Below are 17,542 nucleotides of genomic sequence, written 5' to 3'. Positions count from 1 at the left end.
ATGGAATTCATCAGCCAGTGGTTTTGGTTCTTCCTGTTGCTGCCGATCGCCGCGGTCAGCGGCTGGGTGGTTGGCCGGCGCGGCGGCGAGCGCCACAGCGACAACCAAGTCAGCCGCCTGTCCACCACTTATTTCCGCGGCCTCAATTACCTGCTCAACGAACAGCCCGACAAGGCGATCGAGCTGTTCCTGCATATCGCCGAACTCGATAAGGACACCTTTGAGACCCAGGTCGCGCTGGGCCATCTGTTCCGCCGCCGCGGCGAGGTTGACCGGGCGATCCGGCTGCACCAGGCGCTGGTGCAGCGACCGGGCCTGAGCGATCAACAGAAGGTGCAGGCGCTGCTGGCGCTGGGCGAGGACTACATGCGCTCGGGCTTGCTCGACCGCGCCGAGACCGTATTCAGCGATCTGGTCGCGCTGGACCTGGCGCCGCTGGCGCTGCGCCACCTGATCGGCATCTACCAGTCCGAACGCGACTGGGACAAGGCGATCGAGAACGCCCGGCGCTATGAAGCGGCGACCGGCGAGCCGATGGGCAAGCTGATAGCCCAGTTCGAATGCGAACTGGCCGACCGCCATCGCGCCGCCGGCGACAGCGAGGCCGCGCGCGCCGCGATCAAGCGCGCCTACGAGGCCGACGCCAACTCGGTGCGCGCCGGCATGCTCGAAGGCCGGGTCGAGGTCGAAGCCGGCAACGATCCCGCCGCGATCCGCGCGTTCGAGCGGGTCGCCCGCGCCGATCCGGATTACCTGCCCGAAGTGCTGCCGTCCCTGCTCAGCTGCTACGAGCGCGACGGCGACGCCACCGGCGCGCGCGCGTTCCTGGCCGAAATGTGCGAGCACTACCGCGGCATCGCCCCGGTGCTGGCGCTGACCCGGATGGTCGAGGCCGAGGACGGCGTGCCGGCCGCGCGCGCCTACCTGGCGCGGCAGCTCAAGGACCGCCCGTCGGTGCGCGGCGAAGCGGCGCTGATCGATCTGACCATCGCCGAGAACGCCGATCCGCTGGCGACGCTGCACGATCTCAAGCACATCACCGATCAGTTGCTGGTGCGCAACCCGAGCTACCGCTGCAAGAGCTGCGGCTTCGGCGCGCGCAGCCATCACTGGCAATGCCCGAGCTGCAAGGAGTGGGGCACGATCAAGCCGCTGTTGAACTACGCGGTGGTCTGAAGCATGTGGCAGTGGATCGCGATCTATGCGGCGCTGGGCGCGGCAGGGACCTGGCTTGCGCGCGTGTACGCATTGCGCAGCAACATGATCGACCAGCCCGGCGAACGCCGCAGCCACAGCGAGGCGACCCCGCGCGGCGGCGGTATCGCTATCGTCGCGGCGGTGTTGATCGCCGCGGTCGCGCTGGGCATTCGTTTCCCCTCGCACGCGCCGGTGGTGTGGGCGTTCGCGCTGGGCCTGCTGATGGTCGCGGCGATCGGCTGGGTCGACGACCATAGGCCGCTGTCGCCATGGCTGCGGCTGGGGGTCCATGTGGCCGCGGCGGCGGTGTTCGGTTTCGCGCTTTGGTACGTGCTCGGCGACACGTGGCTGGCGCTGGCCGCGTTCGTGCTCGCGGTCGGTCTGACCAACGTGTGGAACTTCATGGACGGGATCAACGGCCTGGCCGCCTCGCAGGCGGCGCTGGTCGGGTTCGCCCTGGTCGGCCTGGGCGGCACGGTCTGGAACTGGCTGGCGCTGGCCCTGATGGCGGCCTGCCTTGGCTTTTTGCCGTTCAATTTCCCGCGCGCGCGGATCTTCATGGGCGACGTCGGCAGCGGCGCGATCGGCTACGCCGTGGCCGCCTTGACCGTGGTGTCGGCGGGCATGCTGGGGCTGCGTTCACAGGGCGGGCTGGCGACTGGTTTGGTGATGGTCATGATCCCGCTGGCCGCATTCATGATCGATTCCTCGCTGACCCTGCTGCGGCGGGTGAGGCGCGGTGAGCGTTGGTGGACCCCGCACACCCAGCACGCTTATCAGGTCTGGGCGAGGCACATCGGGCACACGCGCGTGACCCTTGCCTATGCGGTTTTCACGCTGCTGGCCTTACTCTCCATGCGGCTTGTGACCGAAGTCCGAATCGGTTTCATGCTGTGTATGGGGGCCGGATGGTATATATCCGGCGCTTTTTTTTGGTGGCTGATCCAGAAGACCGGAACCCGACCCGACGGTCGCAGCCGCTGACGCATACCCAATCAGTACCAGTAATCAGGCGAGGCAAGAATGAGCTCATGGCGTGATCGTCTCAAAAGCGGACTGCCCCGATTGGCGGTGGTCGCGCACGATCTCGCGATGGTCTGGCTGGTCTGGCAAGCGCTGCACAAGCTGCGTTTCGGCATCACCGCCACGCCGCCGCCGTTGCCGCTGTGGTCGACCGAAATCGCCCTGGTGCTGCTCGCGCAGGGTCTGGTGTTCTGGCAGGTCGGCCTGTATCGCGGCCTGTGGCGCTTCGCCGGCGTCCCCGACCTTTGGAATATCTTCAAAGCCTGCATGCTCGGTTTGTTCGCGATCGTGCTCGGCTTGTTCCTGTACAACCGCGTCGAACAGGTTCCGCGCACCGTGCTGGTGCTGTATCCGCTGGTGCTGATGGGCATGCTCGGCGCGCCGCGACTGTTGTATCGCGCCTGGAAGGACAGCCGGATCGACAGCGCCAACGCGGTGTCGGTGCGCATCCTGATCCTCGGCGCTGGCCGCGCCGGCGAGGCGCTGGTACGCGATCTGCGCCGCTTCGGTACCTATCACCCGGTCGGGTTCCTCGACGACGCTGCGCGCCTGCGCGGCAGTAAGGTGCAGGGCGTGCCGGTGCTGGGCAAGGTCGATGACGTCGCCGAGATCGCCCGCGAGACCGCGGCCAAGCTGCTGGTGATCGCGATGCCGTCGGCCGATGCCAATGCGATGCAGCGCATTGTCATGGCCTGCGAGCGCACTGGCGTGCCGTTCCGGATGGTGCCGCGTCTGCAGGACGTGCTTGAAGGGCGTTCGCTGCCGGGCGAGTTGAAGGAAGTCGCGATCGAGGATCTGCTCGGCCGTAAACCGGTATTGCCGGATTGGAAGGCGATTCGCGGCTGGTTGGGCGCGCGCTCGGTGCTCGTCACCGGTGCCGGCGGTTCGATCGGTTCGGAGCTGTGCCGCCAGTGCGCGCGTCACGGCGCCGGCCGCATCGCCCTGATCGAAATCGACGAACTTGCCCTGGTCACCACCGAGACCGCGCTGCGCCGCGATTTCCCCGACGTCGAATTCATTCCGATCCTCGGCGACTGCGGCGACAAGGCCGTCATCGAATACGCGCTCAAGCTGGCCGAACCCGACGCCGCCTTCCACGCCGCCGCCTACAAGCAGGTGCCGCTGCTGGAAGCGCAATTGCGCGAAGCCGTGCGCAACAACGTGCTGGCGACCGAAACCGTCGCGCGCGCCTGCCGCGCCGCTGGTGTGGGCACCTTCGTGCTGATCTCCACCGACAAGGCGGTCGATCCGGTCAACGTGCTCGGCGCGACCAAGCGCCTGGCCGAGATGACCTGCACCTCGCTGGCCGATCAGCGCAAGACCCGCTTCGTCACCGTGCGCTTCGGCAACGTGCTCGATTCGGCTGGCAGTGTGGTGCCGTTGTTCCGCGAACAGATCCGCAGCGGCGGCCCGGTCACGGTCACCGACCCGGAAGTCACCCGTTTCTTCATGACCATTCCCGAAGCCTGCCAGTTGATCCTGCAGGCCTCGGCGATCGGCACCCACGAGGCGATCTACACCCTCGACATGGGCGAGCCGGTGCCGATTCGCTTGCTCGCCGAGCAGATGATCCGTCTGGCCGGCAAGCAGCCGGGCCGCGACGTAGCGATCGTCTACACCGGCCTGCGTCCGGGCGAGAAGCTGCACGAGACCTTGTTCCACGCCGACGAGCGCTATCGCCCGACCGTGCACCCCAAGATCCTGCAGGCCGAGCCGCGCGACGTGTCGACCAGCGCGCTGGAGCACTCGCTGCAACAGCTGCGCGAAGCCTCGATCCGCTACGACCGCGACGCGCTCGCGGTGCTGCTGCGCATCGCGGTGCCGGAGTTCCACCCGGTGGGTGAACACCCTGATTACAAAGAGTCGGCTACGGTGGTGGCATTCCCCGCCCGTAACGCCAGGAAGATTTGATGCCTCCACGTATTCGCAAGGCCGTGTTCCCCGTCGCCGGCCTCGGCACCCGGTTTCTTCCCGCGACCAAGACCGTGCCCAAGGAAATGCTGCCGATCATCGATCGGCCGCTGATCCAGTACGCGGTCGATGAAGCCATCGAAGCCGGTTGCGACACACTGGTGTTCATCACCAACCGCTACAAGCACGCGGTCGCCGATTACTTCGACAAGGCCTACGAGCTGGAACAAAAGCTTGAGCGCTCGGGCAAGTTGGAACAACTCGAACTGATTCGCAACGTGCTGCCGCCCGGCGTGCGCGCGGTGTTCGTCACTCAAGCCGAAGCGCTGGGCCTCGGTCATGCGGTGCTGTGCGCCAAGGACGTGATCGGTAATGAACCGTTCGCGGTGCTGCTGCCCGACGACGTGATCTGGAACCGCGGCCCTGGCGCGCTGAAGCAGATGGCCGACGCGGCCGAAGCCACCGGCGCCAGCGTGATCGCGGTGCAGGACGTTCCGCGCTCGCAGACCGCCAGCTACGGCATCGTCGCGACCGACGGTTTCGCTGCGCGCCAAGGCCGCATCCGCGCGATCGTCGAGAAGCCGGCGCCCGAGGTCGCGCCGAGCAACCTCGCCGTGGTCGGTCGCTACGTGCTCAACCCGGGCATTTTCGAACTGCTGGAAAAGACCACGCCGGGCGCCGGCGGCGAGATCCAGCTGACCGACGCGATCGCGACCTTGCTCGAACGCGAAACCGTCAACGCGTATCGGTTCCAGGGCACCCGCTTCGACTGCGGCACCCACCTGGGCCTGATCGAGGCGACCATCCGCTATGCGCTGGACCACGAAAAGCTCAGTGACGCGGCGCGCCAGTTGATGCAGAACGCGTTGAACGAACTGGGCGTGGAAGACCTAGCCTGAGCCACGTCCACCCGTCCGACTGAGCGAGTCAGCTCAACCACAGCCACACCGCCAACGCCGCCGCGACCAACAGTCCGGCGGCGTTTTGCGCTAAACGGCCCAGCCGTTCGCTGCGCCGCGACCAATCCAGGGCGGCGCGATCGCGCAGCACGTTCACGTCGCGATAGGTCTTCCAGTCGCGCGGCGGAAACCGGCCTTGCGCGCGCGCGGCCGCGCCCATGTGGCGCAGGCCGCGGCCCCATCCCAGCAACGGCAGCACCGGCGCCAGCAGCATGACCACGATCGCCTGAGCCAACCAGCGCCGCGCGTGTTCGGGCGGGCTGGCGACGACCTGATCGCGTACCGTCGTCAGCCACTCATGCCAATGCCACAGGCCGATCGCGCAGACCAGCACGGTCGCGGCGAGCAGCCACAGGCTGCGTCTGCGGTAGGCTAGGTCGGCGCGGTGGATTTCGCGGCTAGGCTGCATGGGTTCGCTGCATTCGTTCAAGGCATCCGTTCAAGGCATCGAGCTGACGGCGGCGCGGCGGGTCCGCGCATTGCGCGCGTTCGGCCGCCCCCATCAAACCGCTGCGCTTCGCCCATGTCCATACCCGCCGAAAACTACTATCGCGCCAGCCTCGATCATCGCCCCGAATGGCCGGCGCTGGAGGGCCGGGCGCAGACCCGCGTGTGCGTGATCGGCGGCGGTTTCGCCGGCCTCAATACCGCGTTGGGTCTGGCCGAGCGCGGCTTGACCGACGTGCTGCTGCTCGACGCGCGGCAGATCGGCTTCGGCGCGTCCGGGCGTAACGGCGGGTTCGTGTTCGGCGGTTTCTCGCGCGGCGAGGACGCGTTGCTGCGCGACCTGGGACCGCAACGCGCGCGCGCCTTGTACACGGGCACCACCGACGCGGTCGAGCTGATCCGCGGCCGCATCCATCGCCATGGCATCGACTGCGATGCGGTCGAGGCGGGGATCGTCTGGGCGAACTGGTTCCGCGATCCGCACGTGCTGCGCTCGCGGCAACAATTGCTGGCCGAACACTTTGGCGTGAACTGGCAATGGTGGTCGCGCGAGCGCGTGCGCGAACGGCTGCGCAGCGAGCGCTATCACGAAGCCTTGTTCGAACCGCAGGCCTTGCACTTTCATCCCTTGAAGTACGCGCACGGCTTGGCGGCGCTGGCCGCGCGCCTGGGCGTGCGCGTGCACGAGCGCAGCCCGGTGCTCGCGCTGGAGCGCGATGGTGCCGGATGGCGGGTACGCACCGAGCACGCCGAGATTCAAGCCGAGCAGGTGGTGCTGGCCTGCGGCGGCTATCTGGCGGGGCTGCGGCGTCGGGTCGATGCGGCGGTGATGCCGATCGCGACCTATGTGATGGTGACCGAACCGCTCGGCGCGCGCCTGCACGAGGCGCTGCATACCAACGCGGCGGTCTACGACACCCGTTTCGCCTTCGATTACTATCGGCCGCTGCCCGATACGCGCCTGCTGTGGGGCGGCCGCATCTCGGTGCGCGATCGCTCGCCGCAGGACGTGAAGCGTTTGCTGTATCGCGATCTGCTCAAGGTGTTTCCGCAACTGAGCGGCGCGCGCATCGATTACGCGTGGTCGGGATTGATGAGTTATGCGCGGCACCAGATGCCGCAGATCGGTCAGGTCGAACCCGGCCTGTGGTTGGCGCAGGCGTTCGGCGGACACGGCGTCGCGCCGACCACATTCGCCGGCGAGCTGCTCGCCGCGGCGATCGCCGACGGCGATCAGCGCTGGCGCGAACTGTCCGATTACGGCCTGGTCTCGGCGATGAAACCCGCCGGCCTGCTGGCGGCGCAGCTGAGTTACAGCTGGGCGCAATGGAAGGACGCGTGGAAAGACATGAGCGAAGGAATCAGACGATGAGCCAGACAACATCCCAACCAACGGCAGCCGAATCCACCGCGACGATCGCGTGGAGCGATTTCGAGAAAGTCGTGCTCTGCGCCGGCACCGTGACCCAGGTCGAGGAATTTCCGCAGGCGCGCAAGCCGGCGTGGAAACTGTGGGTCGACTTCGGCCCGCACGGCATCCGCAAGACCAGCGCGCAGATCCGCCACCTGTACGCCGCTGAAGATCTGGTCGGACGCCAGATCGTCGGGGTGATCAATTTCCCGCCCAAGCAAATCGGGCCGTTCGTGTCGGAGTTCCTGCTGACCGGTTTTCCGACCGACGAGGGCGTGGTGATCACCACGATCGAGCGGCCGGTGGCGAACGGCACCCGGATGGCCTGAGCCGTCAATTACCGGAGTCGGATCCCGGCGGGCAGGGCGGATGGATTAAGTAAATTTAACCCGGCCAACACACAGCGACGGTGCCCGGATTGCTAGCATCTCGCTGCGATCGACCTTGCGGTCGCGTTCTCGGGAGACCTCGCCATGCGCCGTACGCTCGCCGTTTCGCTCGCCACCGTCCTGCTGTCCCTGAGTCTGGGCGCGATCGCCGCGCCGCAGCCCGCGCCCGCCACTCAGCCGACGCCGACGACCAAGTCGACTCCGGCGCCGGCGCCGACCACCAAGCCCGCCGCGGCGCCTGCGACCAAGGCCGCGCCCGCCAAGGCCGCCACCGAGCGTTGTCGCGACGACAAGGGCAAGTTCATCGCCTGCGCGAAGAAGGCCGAGGCCAAGCGGTGTCGCGATGCCAAGGGCAAGTTCACTGCCTGTCCGAAGTAAGTCTTCAGCGCCGGGCCCGTGCGATTGCGCGCGGGCCCGGTCGTTCGTGCTTCACCAGAGCGTGCTTCACGATAGCCGCGCTCCACGACAGTCGCGCTTTCACGACACGACCAATCGCGCGGCGTGGTCGTGATTGATCGTCGTGCTCACATCCGCGGGGTAGCCGTGGCCTAAGCGACCAAGCCTGCCGCTCGCATCGCCGATTCGACGCCTCAGAACAGTCCCGGTATCAACCACCAACTGCGCCGCTTGTATTCCGCCCACTGCGGATAGCGCGACATGCTCGCCTCCTTCATCGCCATGTTCACCGCGAACAGGCCCAGCCAGACCCAGGCCAGCACCACGACCGGCAGCCAATGCCAGACCATCAGCGCGAAACTGCCGTAGATCATGATCTCGCCCAGATAGTTCGGATGGCGCACGTAGCGGAACATGCCGTCGCTGATCAGGCCGCTACGCACGCGCAAGGTGAAGTATTTCTGCGCGTCGGCGGCGATCATGATCGCGCAGCCGAGAATGCACAGGCTGATGCACAGACAAAACCAGATCGCGTCCGGCAACGGATAGTCCGGTTGCGACGCGCCTGAAATCAGCAGCCAGCCAAACACCCAGTACCAGGCCAGCACGCTCGCGAACGCGTTGATACCGCCGCCGATCGTCACCTTGACCTGCCAGCTCGGATCGGGAAACGCCAGGTCCTTGATGATCCAGACCAGACCATAGCTGCCGTGCATCGCCAGATAAATCCACGCGGCCGTCGAAGTGTTGTGGTAGTAGCCGATCAACGCGCCGAGAAATACGAAGGTGCCGGCCTTCTGGAAATTTACGATCCACGCGAGTTTCCACGGGCGCGGGCCGCCGAGAAAATCCTGCGACAAATAGTTGGTAAAACGGCGCATCGCGACGGCCCAGGCGGGCGCGGCGGAAGGCAAGGCCGATTGGCTCATACCGGCTCCTGTGCGAATGGCATCGATGCAAGTGCGGAATATCCCATCACGACGTCTGTATCGAACACAGGGGCGGATGCGGCCAAATGCGAATTACCGATCACAACTGCCGTTCGTATTCGCGTTGTTCCAGCCAGAACAACACGGTACGGACTATCGAGATCAATAGCATCAAGTGGAACAGCACGCTCCACAACAGGCAGGACAAGATGCCTTGAACGCTCAAGATATCGTCCTCGCCGTAGATATCGACGAAGCCCGACCATAGCGCTATCGCAAGCACCACAGGCCCAAGCAACGACGCCAGCTCCCAACGCAGGAAGCTGGCGCCCACACTGGCGAGGATGCCGAACCAGGCCATCGTCGCACTGGGGCCGCCGTTGAACAGCAGCAAGCCCATGGCGCCCGCCCCGTGCCCTGCGAATACGGGCACGGTGCAGTAAGCCAGGATCAACGCAACGGCCACAGCGAACGCGCTGGGTTTGAAGGTCATGGCGACGGCCTCCCTGGCCGTTGCGCGATCGGATGGCTTGAGCTTAGAGCGACTCGAACACGCCCGCCGCGCCCATGCCGGTGCCGATGCACATCGTCACCAGGCCGTACTTCTGCTTGCGACGCTGCAGACCATGCACGATCGTCGCGGTGCGGATCGCGCCGGTCGCGCCGAGCGGGTGGCCGAGCGCGATCGCGCCGCCGAGCGGGTTGACCTTGGACGGGTCGAGTTCGCTGTCGCGGATCACCGCCAGCGCCTGCGCGGCGAAGGCTTCGTTGAGCTCGATCCAGTCGATCTGGTCCTTGGTCAGACCGGCTTGCTTGAGCGCCTTCGGAATCGCCGCGATCGGGCCGATGCCCATCACTTCCGGACGCACGCCGGCGACCGAGAAGCTGACGAAACGCGCGAGCGGGGTCAGGCCGTAATCCTTGACCGCCTGGCCCGAAGCCAGCAACACCGCCGCGGCGCCGTCGCTCATCTGCGAGCTGGTGCCGGCGGTGACGCTGCCGCCGAACTGGCCGTTGCGGAACACCGGCTTGAGCTTGGCCAGCGCTTCCAGCGACGCGTCCGGACGCGGGCCTTCGTCGAGTTCGACCAGGGTCTTGCGCAGCTTGATCAGGTTGCCGGACAGATCGGGTTGATGCGAGATCACTTCATACGGGCTGATTTCGCTGGCGAACTCGCCGGCCTGCTGCGCGGCGATGGCCTTCTGGTGCGAGGCCAGCGCGAACGCGTCCTGATCTTCGCGCGAGATCTTCCATTCCTCGGCGACCTTCTCGGCGGTGATGCCCATGCCGTAGGCGATGGCGACGTGGTCGTCGTTGAACACCGACGGCGACAGCGCGACCTTGTTGCCCATCATCGGCACCATCGACATCGACTCGGTGCCGCCGGCCAACATCAGATCGGAATTGCCGAGGCGAATCTCGTTGGCCGCCAGCGCCACGGCCTGCAGGCCCGACGAGCAGAAGCGGTTGATGGTTTGGGCTGCGATGGTGTTGGGCAGGCCGGCCAGCAGCACGCCGATGCGCGCCACGTTCATGCCTTGCTCGCCCTCGGGCATGGCGCAGCCGATGATCGCGTCGTCGATGCGGTTGACGTCGATGCCCGGCGCCTGCGCGATCACCGACTTGAGCACATGCGCGAGCATGTCGTCGGGACGGGTATTGCGGAACACGCCGCGCGGGGCCTTGCCGACCGGGGTGCGGGTGGCGGCGACGATGTAGGCTTCTTGAACTTGCTTCATGTGCTTTCTCCGAAAGCGGGATTCGGGATTCGGGATTAGGGATTCGGGATTAGGGGAGAGGATTCGGAATTCGCTTTTGCGAATCCCGAATCTCGAATCACCAATCTCAGTTCCTCAACGGCTTGCCGGTCTTGAGCATGTGCGCGATGCGCTCCTGGGTCTTGGGCATCTGCGCCAAGGCCACGAAGTGTTCGCGCTCGAGCTTGAGCAGCCATTCCTCGTCGACCAGCGCGTTGCGGTCGACTTCGCCGCCGCAGATCACGGTGGCGATGCGGGTCGCGATTTCGTAGTCGTGCGGCGAGATGAAGCGGCCTTCGAGCATGTTGACCAGCATCATCTTGAAGGTCGCGATGCCGACGTCGCCGGCGACTTGGATGCGACGCGCCGGCAGCGGCGGGCGGTAGCCGCTTTCGGCCAACGCGCGCGCCTGGGCCTTGGCCACGTGCAGCAGTTCGAAGGCGTTGAACACCACGCGGTCGCCGTCGCGGGCGAGCTTGAGTTCGCGCGCTTCGAACGCCGAGGTCGAGACCTTGCCCATCGCCACGCTTTCGAACGCGGTCTTGAGTTCGGCGAACACGTCGCCGCCCGGACCTGCGGCTTCGGACGCGCGCACCGCGAATTCCTTCAGGCCGCCGCCGGCCGGCAGCAGGCCGACGCCGGCCTCGACCAGGCCGATGTAGCTTTCCAGCGCGAACACGCTGCGCGCCGAATGCATCTGGAATTCGCAACCGCCGCCCAGCGCGAGACCGCGCACCGCCGCGACCACCGGCACCAGCGAGTACTTGATGCGCTGGCTGGTGGCCTGGAAGTTGGCGACCATCGCGTCGAAACCCTTCAGATCGCCGGCCTGCAGCAGGCCCAGCGCGCCGGACAGATCCGCGCCGGCCGAGAACGGCTCCTTCGGCTGCCAGATCACCACGCCCTTGAACTTCTTCTCGGCGATGCCGATCGCTTCCTGGATGCCGTTGAGCACATGGTCGTTGACCGTGTGCATCTTGGTCTTGAAGCTGATCACCGCGATGTCGTCGCCGTCGTCGGCCCACAGGCGGATGCCGTCGTTCTCGAACACGGTCTGGCCCTGCGAGAACTTCTCGCCGATCAGCGCGTCGGGGAAGCGCTGGCGCGCATACACCGGGTTGGACGAACGCGGCACCTGAGCGCCGCGGCCCGGGCTGTAGCTGCCGTCCTTGTTATGCACGCCGTCGCGGCCGTCGAACACCCAGTTCGGCAACGGCGCGTTGGCCATAGCCTTGCCGGCGACGATGTCCTCGGCGATCCAATCGGCGACCTGCTTCCAGCCCGCGGCCTGCCAGGTTTCGAACGGGCCCAGCGACCAGCCGTAGCCCCAGCGCATGGCGAAATCGACGTCGCGCGCGGTGTCGGCGATCGACTCCAGATGGAAGGCGCTGTAGTGGAAGCTGTCGCGGAACACCGCCCACAGGAACTGCGCTTGCGGGTTGGTGCTGGCGCGCAACGCGGCGAATTTCTTGGCCGGATCTTTTTCTTTCAGCAGCGCGGCGATGTCGGCATCGAGTTCGCCGGCCGCGACGCGGTAATCCTGCGCCTTCAGATCCAGCACCAGGATGTCCTTGCCCTTCTTGGTGTAGAAACCGGCGCCGGCCTTCTGGCCCAGCGCGCCTTTCTCGACCAGCGCGGTCAGCCACTTGGGCGACTTGAAGTAGGAATGCCACGGATCGTCGGGCAGGGTGTCGCCCATGGTCTTGATGACGTGGGCCATGGTGTCCAGGCCGACCACGTCGGCGGTGCGGTAGGTCGCCGACTTCGGACGGCCGATGGCCGGGCCGGTCAGCGCGTCGACCGTGTCGAAGCCCAGGCCGAATTGCTCGGTGTGGTGCATCGCCGCCAGCATCGAGAACACGCCGACGCGGTTGCCGATGAAATTCGGGGTGTCCTTGGCGATCACCACGCCCTTGCCCAGGGTCGTGGTCAGGAAGGTCTCGAGGCCTTCGAGCACGGCCGCGTCGGTGGTCTTGGCCGGGATCAGCTCGGCCAGATGCATGTAGCGCGGCGGGTTGAAGAAGTGAACGCCGAGGAAGCGGTGACGCAGTTTTTCCGGCAGCACTTCGGCGAGCTTGTTGATGCCCAGGCCCGAGGTGTTGGAGGCCAGCACGGCGTGGTCGGGCACGTGGTCGGCGATCTTCTTGTACAGGTCCTGCTTCCAGTCCATGCGCTCGGCGATCGCTTCGATCACCAGGTCGCAGTCGCGCAGCAGTTCCAGGCCGGTGTCGTAGTTGGCGGCGGTCAGGCGCTCGGCCAGGGCCTTGCTGGCCAGCGGCGCCGGGCTGAGCTTGGCCAGGTTGGCGATGGCCTTGTCGACGATGCCGTTGGGCGCGTCTTCCTTGGCGGCCAGGTCGAACAGCACCGTGTCGACGCCGGCATTGGTGAGGTGCGCGGCGATCTGGGCGCCCATGACGCCGGCCCCGAGGACCGCGGCGCGACGGACTAGCAATTGGTTGGACATCGTCTACAACTCCTTGAAGGAATTCGAGAATCTTGGGACGTGGCGAGGGGAGGGACGTGCTCGGCGAGAATGTGCTTCTCGCGAGCGGGCGGGTTTACCGGGCCGGGGCACTGGGCACTCCGGCGGCGTCGGTCCCCGCCGGGACCGGCGCCTGCGTCGCTCAGCTCTTGAAGCCGGCGGCGGCGAAACGGATCAGTTCGCGGGCGGCGCGTTCACGATGCGCCGCCTCGGTGACACCGGCGGGACGCTTGATCAGGCCGAAGTCGGCCATGGCGTAGGTCAGCGAACCGGCCAGGAAATCCAGGCGCCAGTACAGCTCTTCCTTGCTCAGCCCCGGCACCGCTACGGCGATGGCCTTGGCGAACTCGCGCAGCACGTGGCCGTAGTGGTCGGACAGGAACTTGCGCAGGCTGTCGTTCTTCTCGGCATAGGCGCGGGCGATCACCCGCACGAAGGCGCCGCCGCCGTTGCGGTCCTGGGCCAGGGCCAGGGCGGGCTGGACGAACGCGGCCAGGATCGGCTCGAGCTCGCCCGGATGCGCGTCCACCGCGGCCTTGAGCGCGCTCATGCGCTGCTCGGTCATCTCGTCCATGCGCCGGCGGAACACCTCGTTGACCAGGTTTTCCTTGCTGCCGAAGTGGTAGTTGACCGCGGCGATGTTGACGTCGGCGCGGCTGGTGACCTGACGCAGCGAGGTGCCGGTGAAGCCGAACTGGGCGAACAGCTCTTCGGCGGCGCCGAGGATGCGGTCCTTGGTCGAGAAATGAGCGGTGGTGGTCATGCGGTCGGTCGGACTCCGGGAGCAGGGGATGGCCTTGGTACCGGCCTGGGCGCCGGTCTTAAAGCGGCGGCATGAATCAAACGCTTGTTTGATGCTAGTCCGGAGGGTGCGGGCGCGTCAATCGTGACCGCCGAGATTCGGGATTCGCGATTCGGGATTCGCCAAAGCAGGCCGGCCCGCGGCTTACGTTTGCCGCTGGCGAATCCCGAATCCCCACTCCCGAATCCCCGCCTTTACATGTAGAATTACGGGAGCCATATCGGCTAAACCCGCGTCCTGTCGCGGGTTTTCTGTTATTCTCAGGGCCGACCGTAAGCGGCCCGCCTACCCGGAGACTTTCCATGGCGCTGGAGCGCACCCTGTCCATCATCAAGCCCGACGCCGTCGCCAAGAACGTCATCGGCGAGATCTATTCCCGTTTCGAAAAGGCCGGCCTGAAGGTCGTCGCTTCCAAGATGAAGCAGCTGTCGAAGCAGGAAGCCGAAGGTTTCTACGCGGTCCACCGCGAGCGCCCGTTCTTCGCCGCCCTGGTCGAGTTCATGATCAGTGGTCCGGTGGTGATCCAGGCGCTGCAGGGCGAGAACGCCGTGCTCAAGCACCGCGACCTGATGGGCGCCACCAATCCGAAGGACGCCGCGCCGGGCACCATCCGCGCCGACTTCGCCGACAGCATCGACGCCAACGCCGTGCACGGTTCGGACAGCCTGGAGAACGCCGCGATCGAGATCGCGTACTTCTTCCCGGCCACCGACGTGTACGCGCGCTAAGCCGCACGTACATCGAGTAATGCAGTGAACGATATCCGCGACAACGCCAACGACCTTCCGCTGCTCGGCGACACGCCCTCGACGGAACCCGTTGCGCGCGCGCCGATCGCGATCACGCAAGTCGACGGTTCAAGCGTCGACCGCTCGAACAGTGAAAGCACGAACGTTGAAAGCGCGAAGGCGCCGGCTTCGGCCGGCGTCTTCGTGCCCGACAACGGCAAGACCAATCTGTTCGATCTCGACCGCACCCAGCTCGAGGATTTCTTCGAGCAGACCCTGGGCGAGAAGCGCTACCGCGCGCATCAGGTGATGAAGTGGATCCATCACCGCTACGTCACGGATTTCCACGACATGACCGACCTGGGCAAGGTGCTGCGCGCCAAGCTCGAAGAGCACGCGCAAGTGCGCGCGCCGATGGTCATTTTCGACAAGCCTTCCACCGACGGCACCCACAAGTGGCTGCTCGGCATGGACGCCAAGAACGCGATCGAGGCGGTGTTCATTCCCGACAAGGGCCGCGGCACGCTGTGCGTGTCCTCGCAGGTCGGTTGCGCCTTGAACTGCCAGTTCTGTTCGACCGCGACCCAGGGCTTCAACCGCAACCTGTCGACCGCCGAGATCATCGGCCAGGTCTGGGTAGCGGCGCGTCACCTCGGCAACGTCCCGCATCAGCAGCGCAAGCTCACCAACGTGGTGATGATGGGCATGGGCGAGCCGCTGATGAATTTCGACAACGTCGTGCGCGCCATGAGCATCATGCGCGACGACCTGGGCTACGGCCTGGCCAACAAGCGCGTGACCCTGTCGACCGCCGGCATGGTGCCGATGATCGACAAGCTCGGCGAAGTCAGCGACGTGTCGCTGGCGGTGTCGCTGCACGCGGCCAACGACGAGCTGCGCAGCGAACTGGTGCCGCTCAACAAGAAATACCCGATCGAACAACTGATGGAAGCCTGCGTGCGCTATGCGCTGCGCAAGCGCGGCACCTCGGTGACGTTCGAATACACCCTGATGAAGGGCGTCAACGACCAGCCGACCCACGCGCGGCAACTGGTGCGCTTGCTGCGCCAGTTCGACAACGCGGTGCAGATGAAGGACGCGGCCAAGGTCAACCTGATCCCGTTCAACCCGTTCCCGGGCACCCGTTTCGAGCGCCCCGACGAAGTCGCGATCCGCGCGTTCCAGAAGCTGCTCAACGACGCCGGCATGATCGCGCCGGTGCGCCGCACCCGCGGCGACGACATCGACGCGGCTTGCGGGCAGCTCAAGGGCCAGGTCATGGACCGCACCCGGCGCCAGGCCGAATTCCGCAAGCAACTGCAGGCCCAGGGCCTGAGCCAGCCCGACGGGAGCGTCGGCGATGCCGCGGCTTGATTCCGTGCTGTCCGGTCTGAGCCACCGCAACGCCCCGGCCCGCGGACGTGTGCTGCGCCTGTTGGCCCTGCTGACGCTGATCGTGTTCGCCACCGTCGCCTGCAACCGGCTGAGCTTCATCCGCCCGAAGATGGACCGCAAAGGCTTCAAGCAGACCGCGGTGGAGTACGACGTCGGCGATCGGCGCAAGGGCGTCGACGGCGCGGCCGCCGCGCAGGGCCGGGTCCAGTCGGCCCAGCGTTACCTGGAATCCGGTGACCGCGACAAGGCGCGCTCGGAACTCAAGCAGGCGTTGCAGATCGATTCCAAATCGGCCGAGGCCTACAGCCTGATGGCGGTCATGGCCGAGATGGACGGCAAGACCGCCGACGCCGGCGGTTACTACCGCAAGGCCGCCGAGTACGCGCCTGATCGCGGCGCCGCGCTCAACAATTACGGCGTGTGGCTGTGCGACAACAACCGCGCGGCCGAGGCGATGAGCTATTTCGACCGCACCCTGGCCGATCCGCGCTACGGCAGTCCGGCGGTGGCGCTGGCCAACAGCGGCGCCTGCGCCGACAAGCTCGGCCAGAACGATCGCGCCGACCAGGACCTGCGCCTGGCGCTGTCGCTCGATCCCAAATCCACACTCGCGCTGAGCGCGATGGCCAAGCGTCAGTTGCGCCTGGGCAAGGCCTTCGAAGCGCGGGCGTTTTCTGAACGGCGACTGGCCATTGAGCCTATTTCAGCTGAAGCGCTGATGACTGCGTCACAGATCGAACAAAAACTCGGCGACACGGCTGCCGCCGCGAGATACGTTCAGCGAATGAGGGCGGAGTTCCCTGACACGCAGGGCTCCGGAATAGGGGATGGCGGTAAGTGATGATGCAGTCGAACGAATTCGCGCCTGAAGGCAGCGGAAGCTGCGGCGCGCGTCTCAAGCAGGCCCGCGAAGCCGCGGGGCTGTCCGTGGAAGACGTGGCCGCGCGGCTGAAAATGCCGGCGCGCGTCGTGTATTCCCTGGAAAACGACGACATCGCCAGCATGGGCGCGCCGGTGTTCGTGCGCGGGCAGTTGCGCAGCTATGCGCGACTGGTCGGCATCGACCTGGAAAGCCAGCTCAGCGGCACGTCGGTCGCTTCGACCGCGCCGTCCGAACTCGTCAGCCACACCCACACCCCGCGCTATCGCCGCGTGTTCGAACAGACCACGCGCCGCGCCGTCTACATCGTCATGACCGCGGCCATCGCGGTGCCGATCTGGATCGCGACCCGTCATCCGGCCAGCAATTCCACCGTGCAGTCGCTGGACATGGCGGCGGTCGCGCCGGGCACGGCCAACACCGCGTTGCCGGCCGCGCAGCCGTCGTCGGCCACCCCGCCGCAGCGCACCCCGGTCACCGCCTCGATCATGCCGTCCCCGGCCGCGGCCGCGCCGGCTAAGACCTTGGTGCTGAAGTTCAGCGGCGACAGCTGGGTGCAGATCGTCGGCGTCGACGGCAGCAAACTGGAAGAAGGCATCCTCGGCTCCGGCCAGGAGCGCAGCTACGGCCCGGGCGAAGTCGCCAGCGTGCGTCTGGGCAACACCGCCGCGGTCGAAGTCAGCGCCGCCGGCCAACCGCTTGATCTGGCGCCGTTCAGCCGCGCGAACGTCGCGCGCTTTACGCTATCCTCTGACGGTTCCCTCGCGCCAGTCTCCGACTGATCCGCGCCGCGGGTCCGCGAACACCTTCATCGGCCCGACGCTGCATCGAGTGCG

At 66.4% G+C, this 17,542-nt stretch carries 17 protein-coding genes; 11 read left to right on the top strand and 6 right to left on the bottom strand.

Annotated elements, in window-relative coordinates:
- Genes lapB through galU form a run of 4 tightly spaced genes read left to right on the top strand, consistent with a single transcriptional unit; the run spans position 1 to position 5,030 of the window.
- Positions 1–1,176, top strand: a complete 1,176-nt coding sequence (gene lapB, locus ASD86_RS05340; protein ID WP_056107881.1) for a lipopolysaccharide assembly protein LapB — start codon at positions 1–3, stop codon at positions 1,174–1,176.
- A gap of 3 nt (positions 1,177–1,179) precedes the next feature.
- The gene (locus ASD86_RS05335) at positions 1,180–2,181 is read left to right on the top strand and encodes a hypothetical protein (protein WP_056107878.1); all 1,002 of its coding nucleotides are present in this window, start codon (positions 1,180–1,182) and stop codon (positions 2,179–2,181) included.
- 39 nt (positions 2,182–2,220) lie between these two features.
- Complete coding sequence (locus ASD86_RS05330) at positions 2,221–4,131, top strand: nucleoside-diphosphate sugar epimerase/dehydratase (protein WP_056107875.1); 1,911 nt, start codon at positions 2,221–2,223, stop codon at positions 4,129–4,131.
- Positions 4,131–5,030 carry a UTP--glucose-1-phosphate uridylyltransferase GalU gene (galU, locus tag ASD86_RS05325; protein WP_056107872.1) on the top strand — a complete coding sequence of 300 codons (900 nt, stop codon included), beginning with the start codon at positions 4,131–4,133 and terminating at the stop codon, positions 5,028–5,030. The genes ASD86_RS05330 and galU overlap by 1 nt, the downstream gene beginning before the upstream one ends.
- Positions 5,031–5,058: 28 nt before the next feature.
- On the opposite strand, the gene ASD86_RS05320 is transcribed toward galU, so the two are convergent.
- On the bottom strand, positions 5,059–5,499 hold the full coding sequence (locus ASD86_RS05320; protein WP_157476187.1) for a hypothetical protein: 441 nt from the start codon (positions 5,497–5,499) through the stop codon (positions 5,059–5,061).
- Between the two features lie 114 nt (positions 5,500–5,613).
- Here ASD86_RS05320 and ASD86_RS05315 point away from each other — a divergent pair, with 114 nt between their 5' ends.
- The 3 genes from ASD86_RS05315 to ASD86_RS27375 all read left to right on the top strand — a co-directional run bounded on the left by ASD86_RS05315 (position 5,614) and on the right by ASD86_RS27375 (position 7,715).
- Positions 5,614–6,909, top strand: a complete 1,296-nt coding sequence (locus ASD86_RS05315) for an FAD-binding oxidoreductase (protein ID WP_056107865.1) — start codon at positions 5,614–5,616, stop codon at positions 6,907–6,909.
- Positions 6,906–7,277 carry a tRNA-binding protein gene (locus tag ASD86_RS05310; protein ID WP_056107862.1) on the top strand — a complete coding sequence of 124 codons (372 nt, stop codon included), beginning with the start codon at positions 6,906–6,908 and terminating at the stop codon, positions 7,275–7,277. Before ASD86_RS05315 ends, ASD86_RS05310 begins: the two co-directional genes overlap by 4 nt.
- A gap of 144 nt (positions 7,278–7,421) precedes the next feature.
- Entirely contained in the window at positions 7,422–7,715 is a 294-nt protein-coding gene (locus tag ASD86_RS27375) for a hypothetical protein (protein WP_056107858.1), read from the top strand.
- A 212-nt stretch (positions 7,716–7,927) separates the two neighbouring features.
- On the opposite strand, the gene ASD86_RS05300 is transcribed toward ASD86_RS27375, so the two are convergent.
- From ASD86_RS05300 to ASD86_RS05280, 5 genes are all read right to left on the bottom strand, one after another.
- The gene (locus tag ASD86_RS05300) at positions 7,928–8,662 is read right to left on the bottom strand and encodes a DUF1295 domain-containing protein (protein WP_200957209.1); all 735 of its coding nucleotides are present in this window, start codon (positions 8,660–8,662) and stop codon (positions 7,928–7,930) included.
- A gap of 100 nt (positions 8,663–8,762) precedes the next feature.
- On the bottom strand, positions 8,763–9,155 hold the full coding sequence (locus ASD86_RS05295; protein ID WP_056107855.1) for a hypothetical protein: 393 nt from the start codon (positions 9,153–9,155) through the stop codon (positions 8,763–8,765).
- A 43-nt stretch (positions 9,156–9,198) separates the two neighbouring features.
- Positions 9,199–10,401, bottom strand: coding sequence for an acetyl-CoA C-acyltransferase (locus ASD86_RS05290; protein WP_056107852.1), 1,203 nt, complete (start codon positions 10,399–10,401; stop codon positions 9,199–9,201).
- A 106-nt stretch (positions 10,402–10,507) separates the two neighbouring features.
- Entirely contained in the window at positions 10,508–12,883 is a 2,376-nt protein-coding gene (locus ASD86_RS05285) for a 3-hydroxyacyl-CoA dehydrogenase/enoyl-CoA hydratase family protein (RefSeq protein WP_056107849.1), read from the bottom strand.
- A 160-nt stretch (positions 12,884–13,043) separates the two neighbouring features.
- The gene (locus tag ASD86_RS05280) at positions 13,044–13,664 is read right to left on the bottom strand and encodes a TetR family transcriptional regulator (protein WP_056107846.1); all 621 of its coding nucleotides are present in this window, start codon (positions 13,662–13,664) and stop codon (positions 13,044–13,046) included.
- A 341-nt stretch (positions 13,665–14,005) separates the two neighbouring features.
- On the opposite strand from ASD86_RS05280, the gene ndk reads away from it, so the two are divergent.
- The 4 genes from ndk (at position 14,006) to ASD86_RS05260 (ending at position 17,488) form a co-directional block, all read left to right on the top strand.
- On the top strand, positions 14,006–14,431 hold the full coding sequence (gene ndk, locus ASD86_RS05275; RefSeq protein WP_056107843.1) for a nucleoside-diphosphate kinase: 426 nt from the start codon (positions 14,006–14,008) through the stop codon (positions 14,429–14,431).
- A 204-nt stretch (positions 14,432–14,635) separates the two neighbouring features.
- Positions 14,636–15,805 carry a 23S rRNA (adenine(2503)-C(2))-methyltransferase RlmN gene (gene rlmN, locus ASD86_RS05270; protein ID WP_056109067.1) on the top strand — a complete coding sequence of 390 codons (1,170 nt, stop codon included), beginning with the start codon at positions 14,636–14,638 and terminating at the stop codon, positions 15,803–15,805.
- Complete coding sequence (gene pilW / locus ASD86_RS05265; RefSeq protein WP_082578090.1) at positions 15,792–16,667, top strand: type IV pilus biogenesis/stability protein PilW; 876 nt, start codon at positions 15,792–15,794, stop codon at positions 16,665–16,667. Before rlmN ends, pilW begins: the two co-directional genes overlap by 14 nt.
- Positions 16,667–17,488: a RodZ domain-containing protein gene (locus ASD86_RS05260; protein ID WP_056107836.1), complete on the top strand. Its 822-nt coding sequence runs from the start codon at positions 16,667–16,669 to the stop codon at positions 17,486–17,488. The genes pilW and ASD86_RS05260 overlap by 1 nt, the downstream gene beginning before the upstream one ends.
- The last annotated feature ends 54 nt before the right edge of the window (positions 17,489–17,542 follow it).

The sequence above is a fragment of the Lysobacter sp. Root690 genome (assembly GCF_001427785.1).
In the GTDB taxonomy this organism is placed as follows: domain Bacteria; phylum Pseudomonadota; class Gammaproteobacteria; order Xanthomonadales; family Xanthomonadaceae; genus Lysobacter.
This window is presented reverse-complemented; position numbering and strand designations above follow the sequence as displayed.

What these genes read in the sequence shown, in the direction of transcription:
- ASD86_RS05310 (WP_056107862.1), top strand. Translation starts at nt 6,906, where the DNA reads ATGAGCCAGACAACATCCCAACCAACGGCAGCCGAATCCACCGCGACG.
- ASD86_RS05300 (WP_200957209.1), bottom strand. Translation starts at nt 8,662, where the DNA reads ATGAGCCAATCGGCCTTGCCTTCCGCCGCGCCCGCCTGGGCCGTCGCG.
- ASD86_RS05285 (WP_056107849.1), bottom strand. Translation starts at nt 12,883, where the DNA reads ATGTCCAACCAATTGCTAGTCCGTCGCGCCGCGGTCCTCGGGGCCGGC.
- galU (WP_056107872.1), top strand. Translation starts at nt 4,131, where the DNA reads ATGCCTCCACGTATTCGCAAGGCCGTGTTCCCCGTCGCCGGCCTCGGC.
- ASD86_RS05320 (WP_157476187.1), bottom strand. Translation starts at nt 5,499, where the DNA reads ATGCAGCCTAGCCGCGAAATCCACCGCGCCGACCTAGCCTACCGCAGA.
- ASD86_RS05335 (WP_056107878.1), top strand. Translation starts at nt 1,180, where the DNA reads ATGTGGCAGTGGATCGCGATCTATGCGGCGCTGGGCGCGGCAGGGACC.
- ASD86_RS27375 (WP_056107858.1), top strand. Translation starts at nt 7,422, where the DNA reads ATGCGCCGTACGCTCGCCGTTTCGCTCGCCACCGTCCTGCTGTCCCTG.
- ASD86_RS05315 (WP_056107865.1), top strand. Translation starts at nt 5,614, where the DNA reads ATGTCCATACCCGCCGAAAACTACTATCGCGCCAGCCTCGATCATCGC.
- lapB (WP_056107881.1), top strand. Translation starts at nt 1, where the DNA reads ATGGAATTCATCAGCCAGTGGTTTTGGTTCTTCCTGTTGCTGCCGATC.
- ASD86_RS05295 (WP_056107855.1), bottom strand. Translation starts at nt 9,155, where the DNA reads ATGACCTTCAAACCCAGCGCGTTCGCTGTGGCCGTTGCGTTGATCCTG.
- ASD86_RS05290 (WP_056107852.1), bottom strand. Translation starts at nt 10,401, where the DNA reads ATGAAGCAAGTTCAAGAAGCCTACATCGTCGCCGCCACCCGCACCCCG.
- ndk (WP_056107843.1), top strand. Translation starts at nt 14,006, where the DNA reads ATGGCGCTGGAGCGCACCCTGTCCATCATCAAGCCCGACGCCGTCGCC.
- pilW (WP_082578090.1), top strand. Translation starts at nt 15,792, where the DNA reads ATGCCGCGGCTTGATTCCGTGCTGTCCGGTCTGAGCCACCGCAACGCC.
- ASD86_RS05330 (WP_056107875.1), top strand. Translation starts at nt 2,221, where the DNA reads ATGAGCTCATGGCGTGATCGTCTCAAAAGCGGACTGCCCCGATTGGCG.
- ASD86_RS05260 (WP_056107836.1), top strand. Translation starts at nt 16,667, where the DNA reads ATGATGCAGTCGAACGAATTCGCGCCTGAAGGCAGCGGAAGCTGCGGC.
- ASD86_RS05280 (WP_056107846.1), bottom strand. Translation starts at nt 13,664, where the DNA reads ATGACCACCACCGCTCATTTCTCGACCAAGGACCGCATCCTCGGCGCC.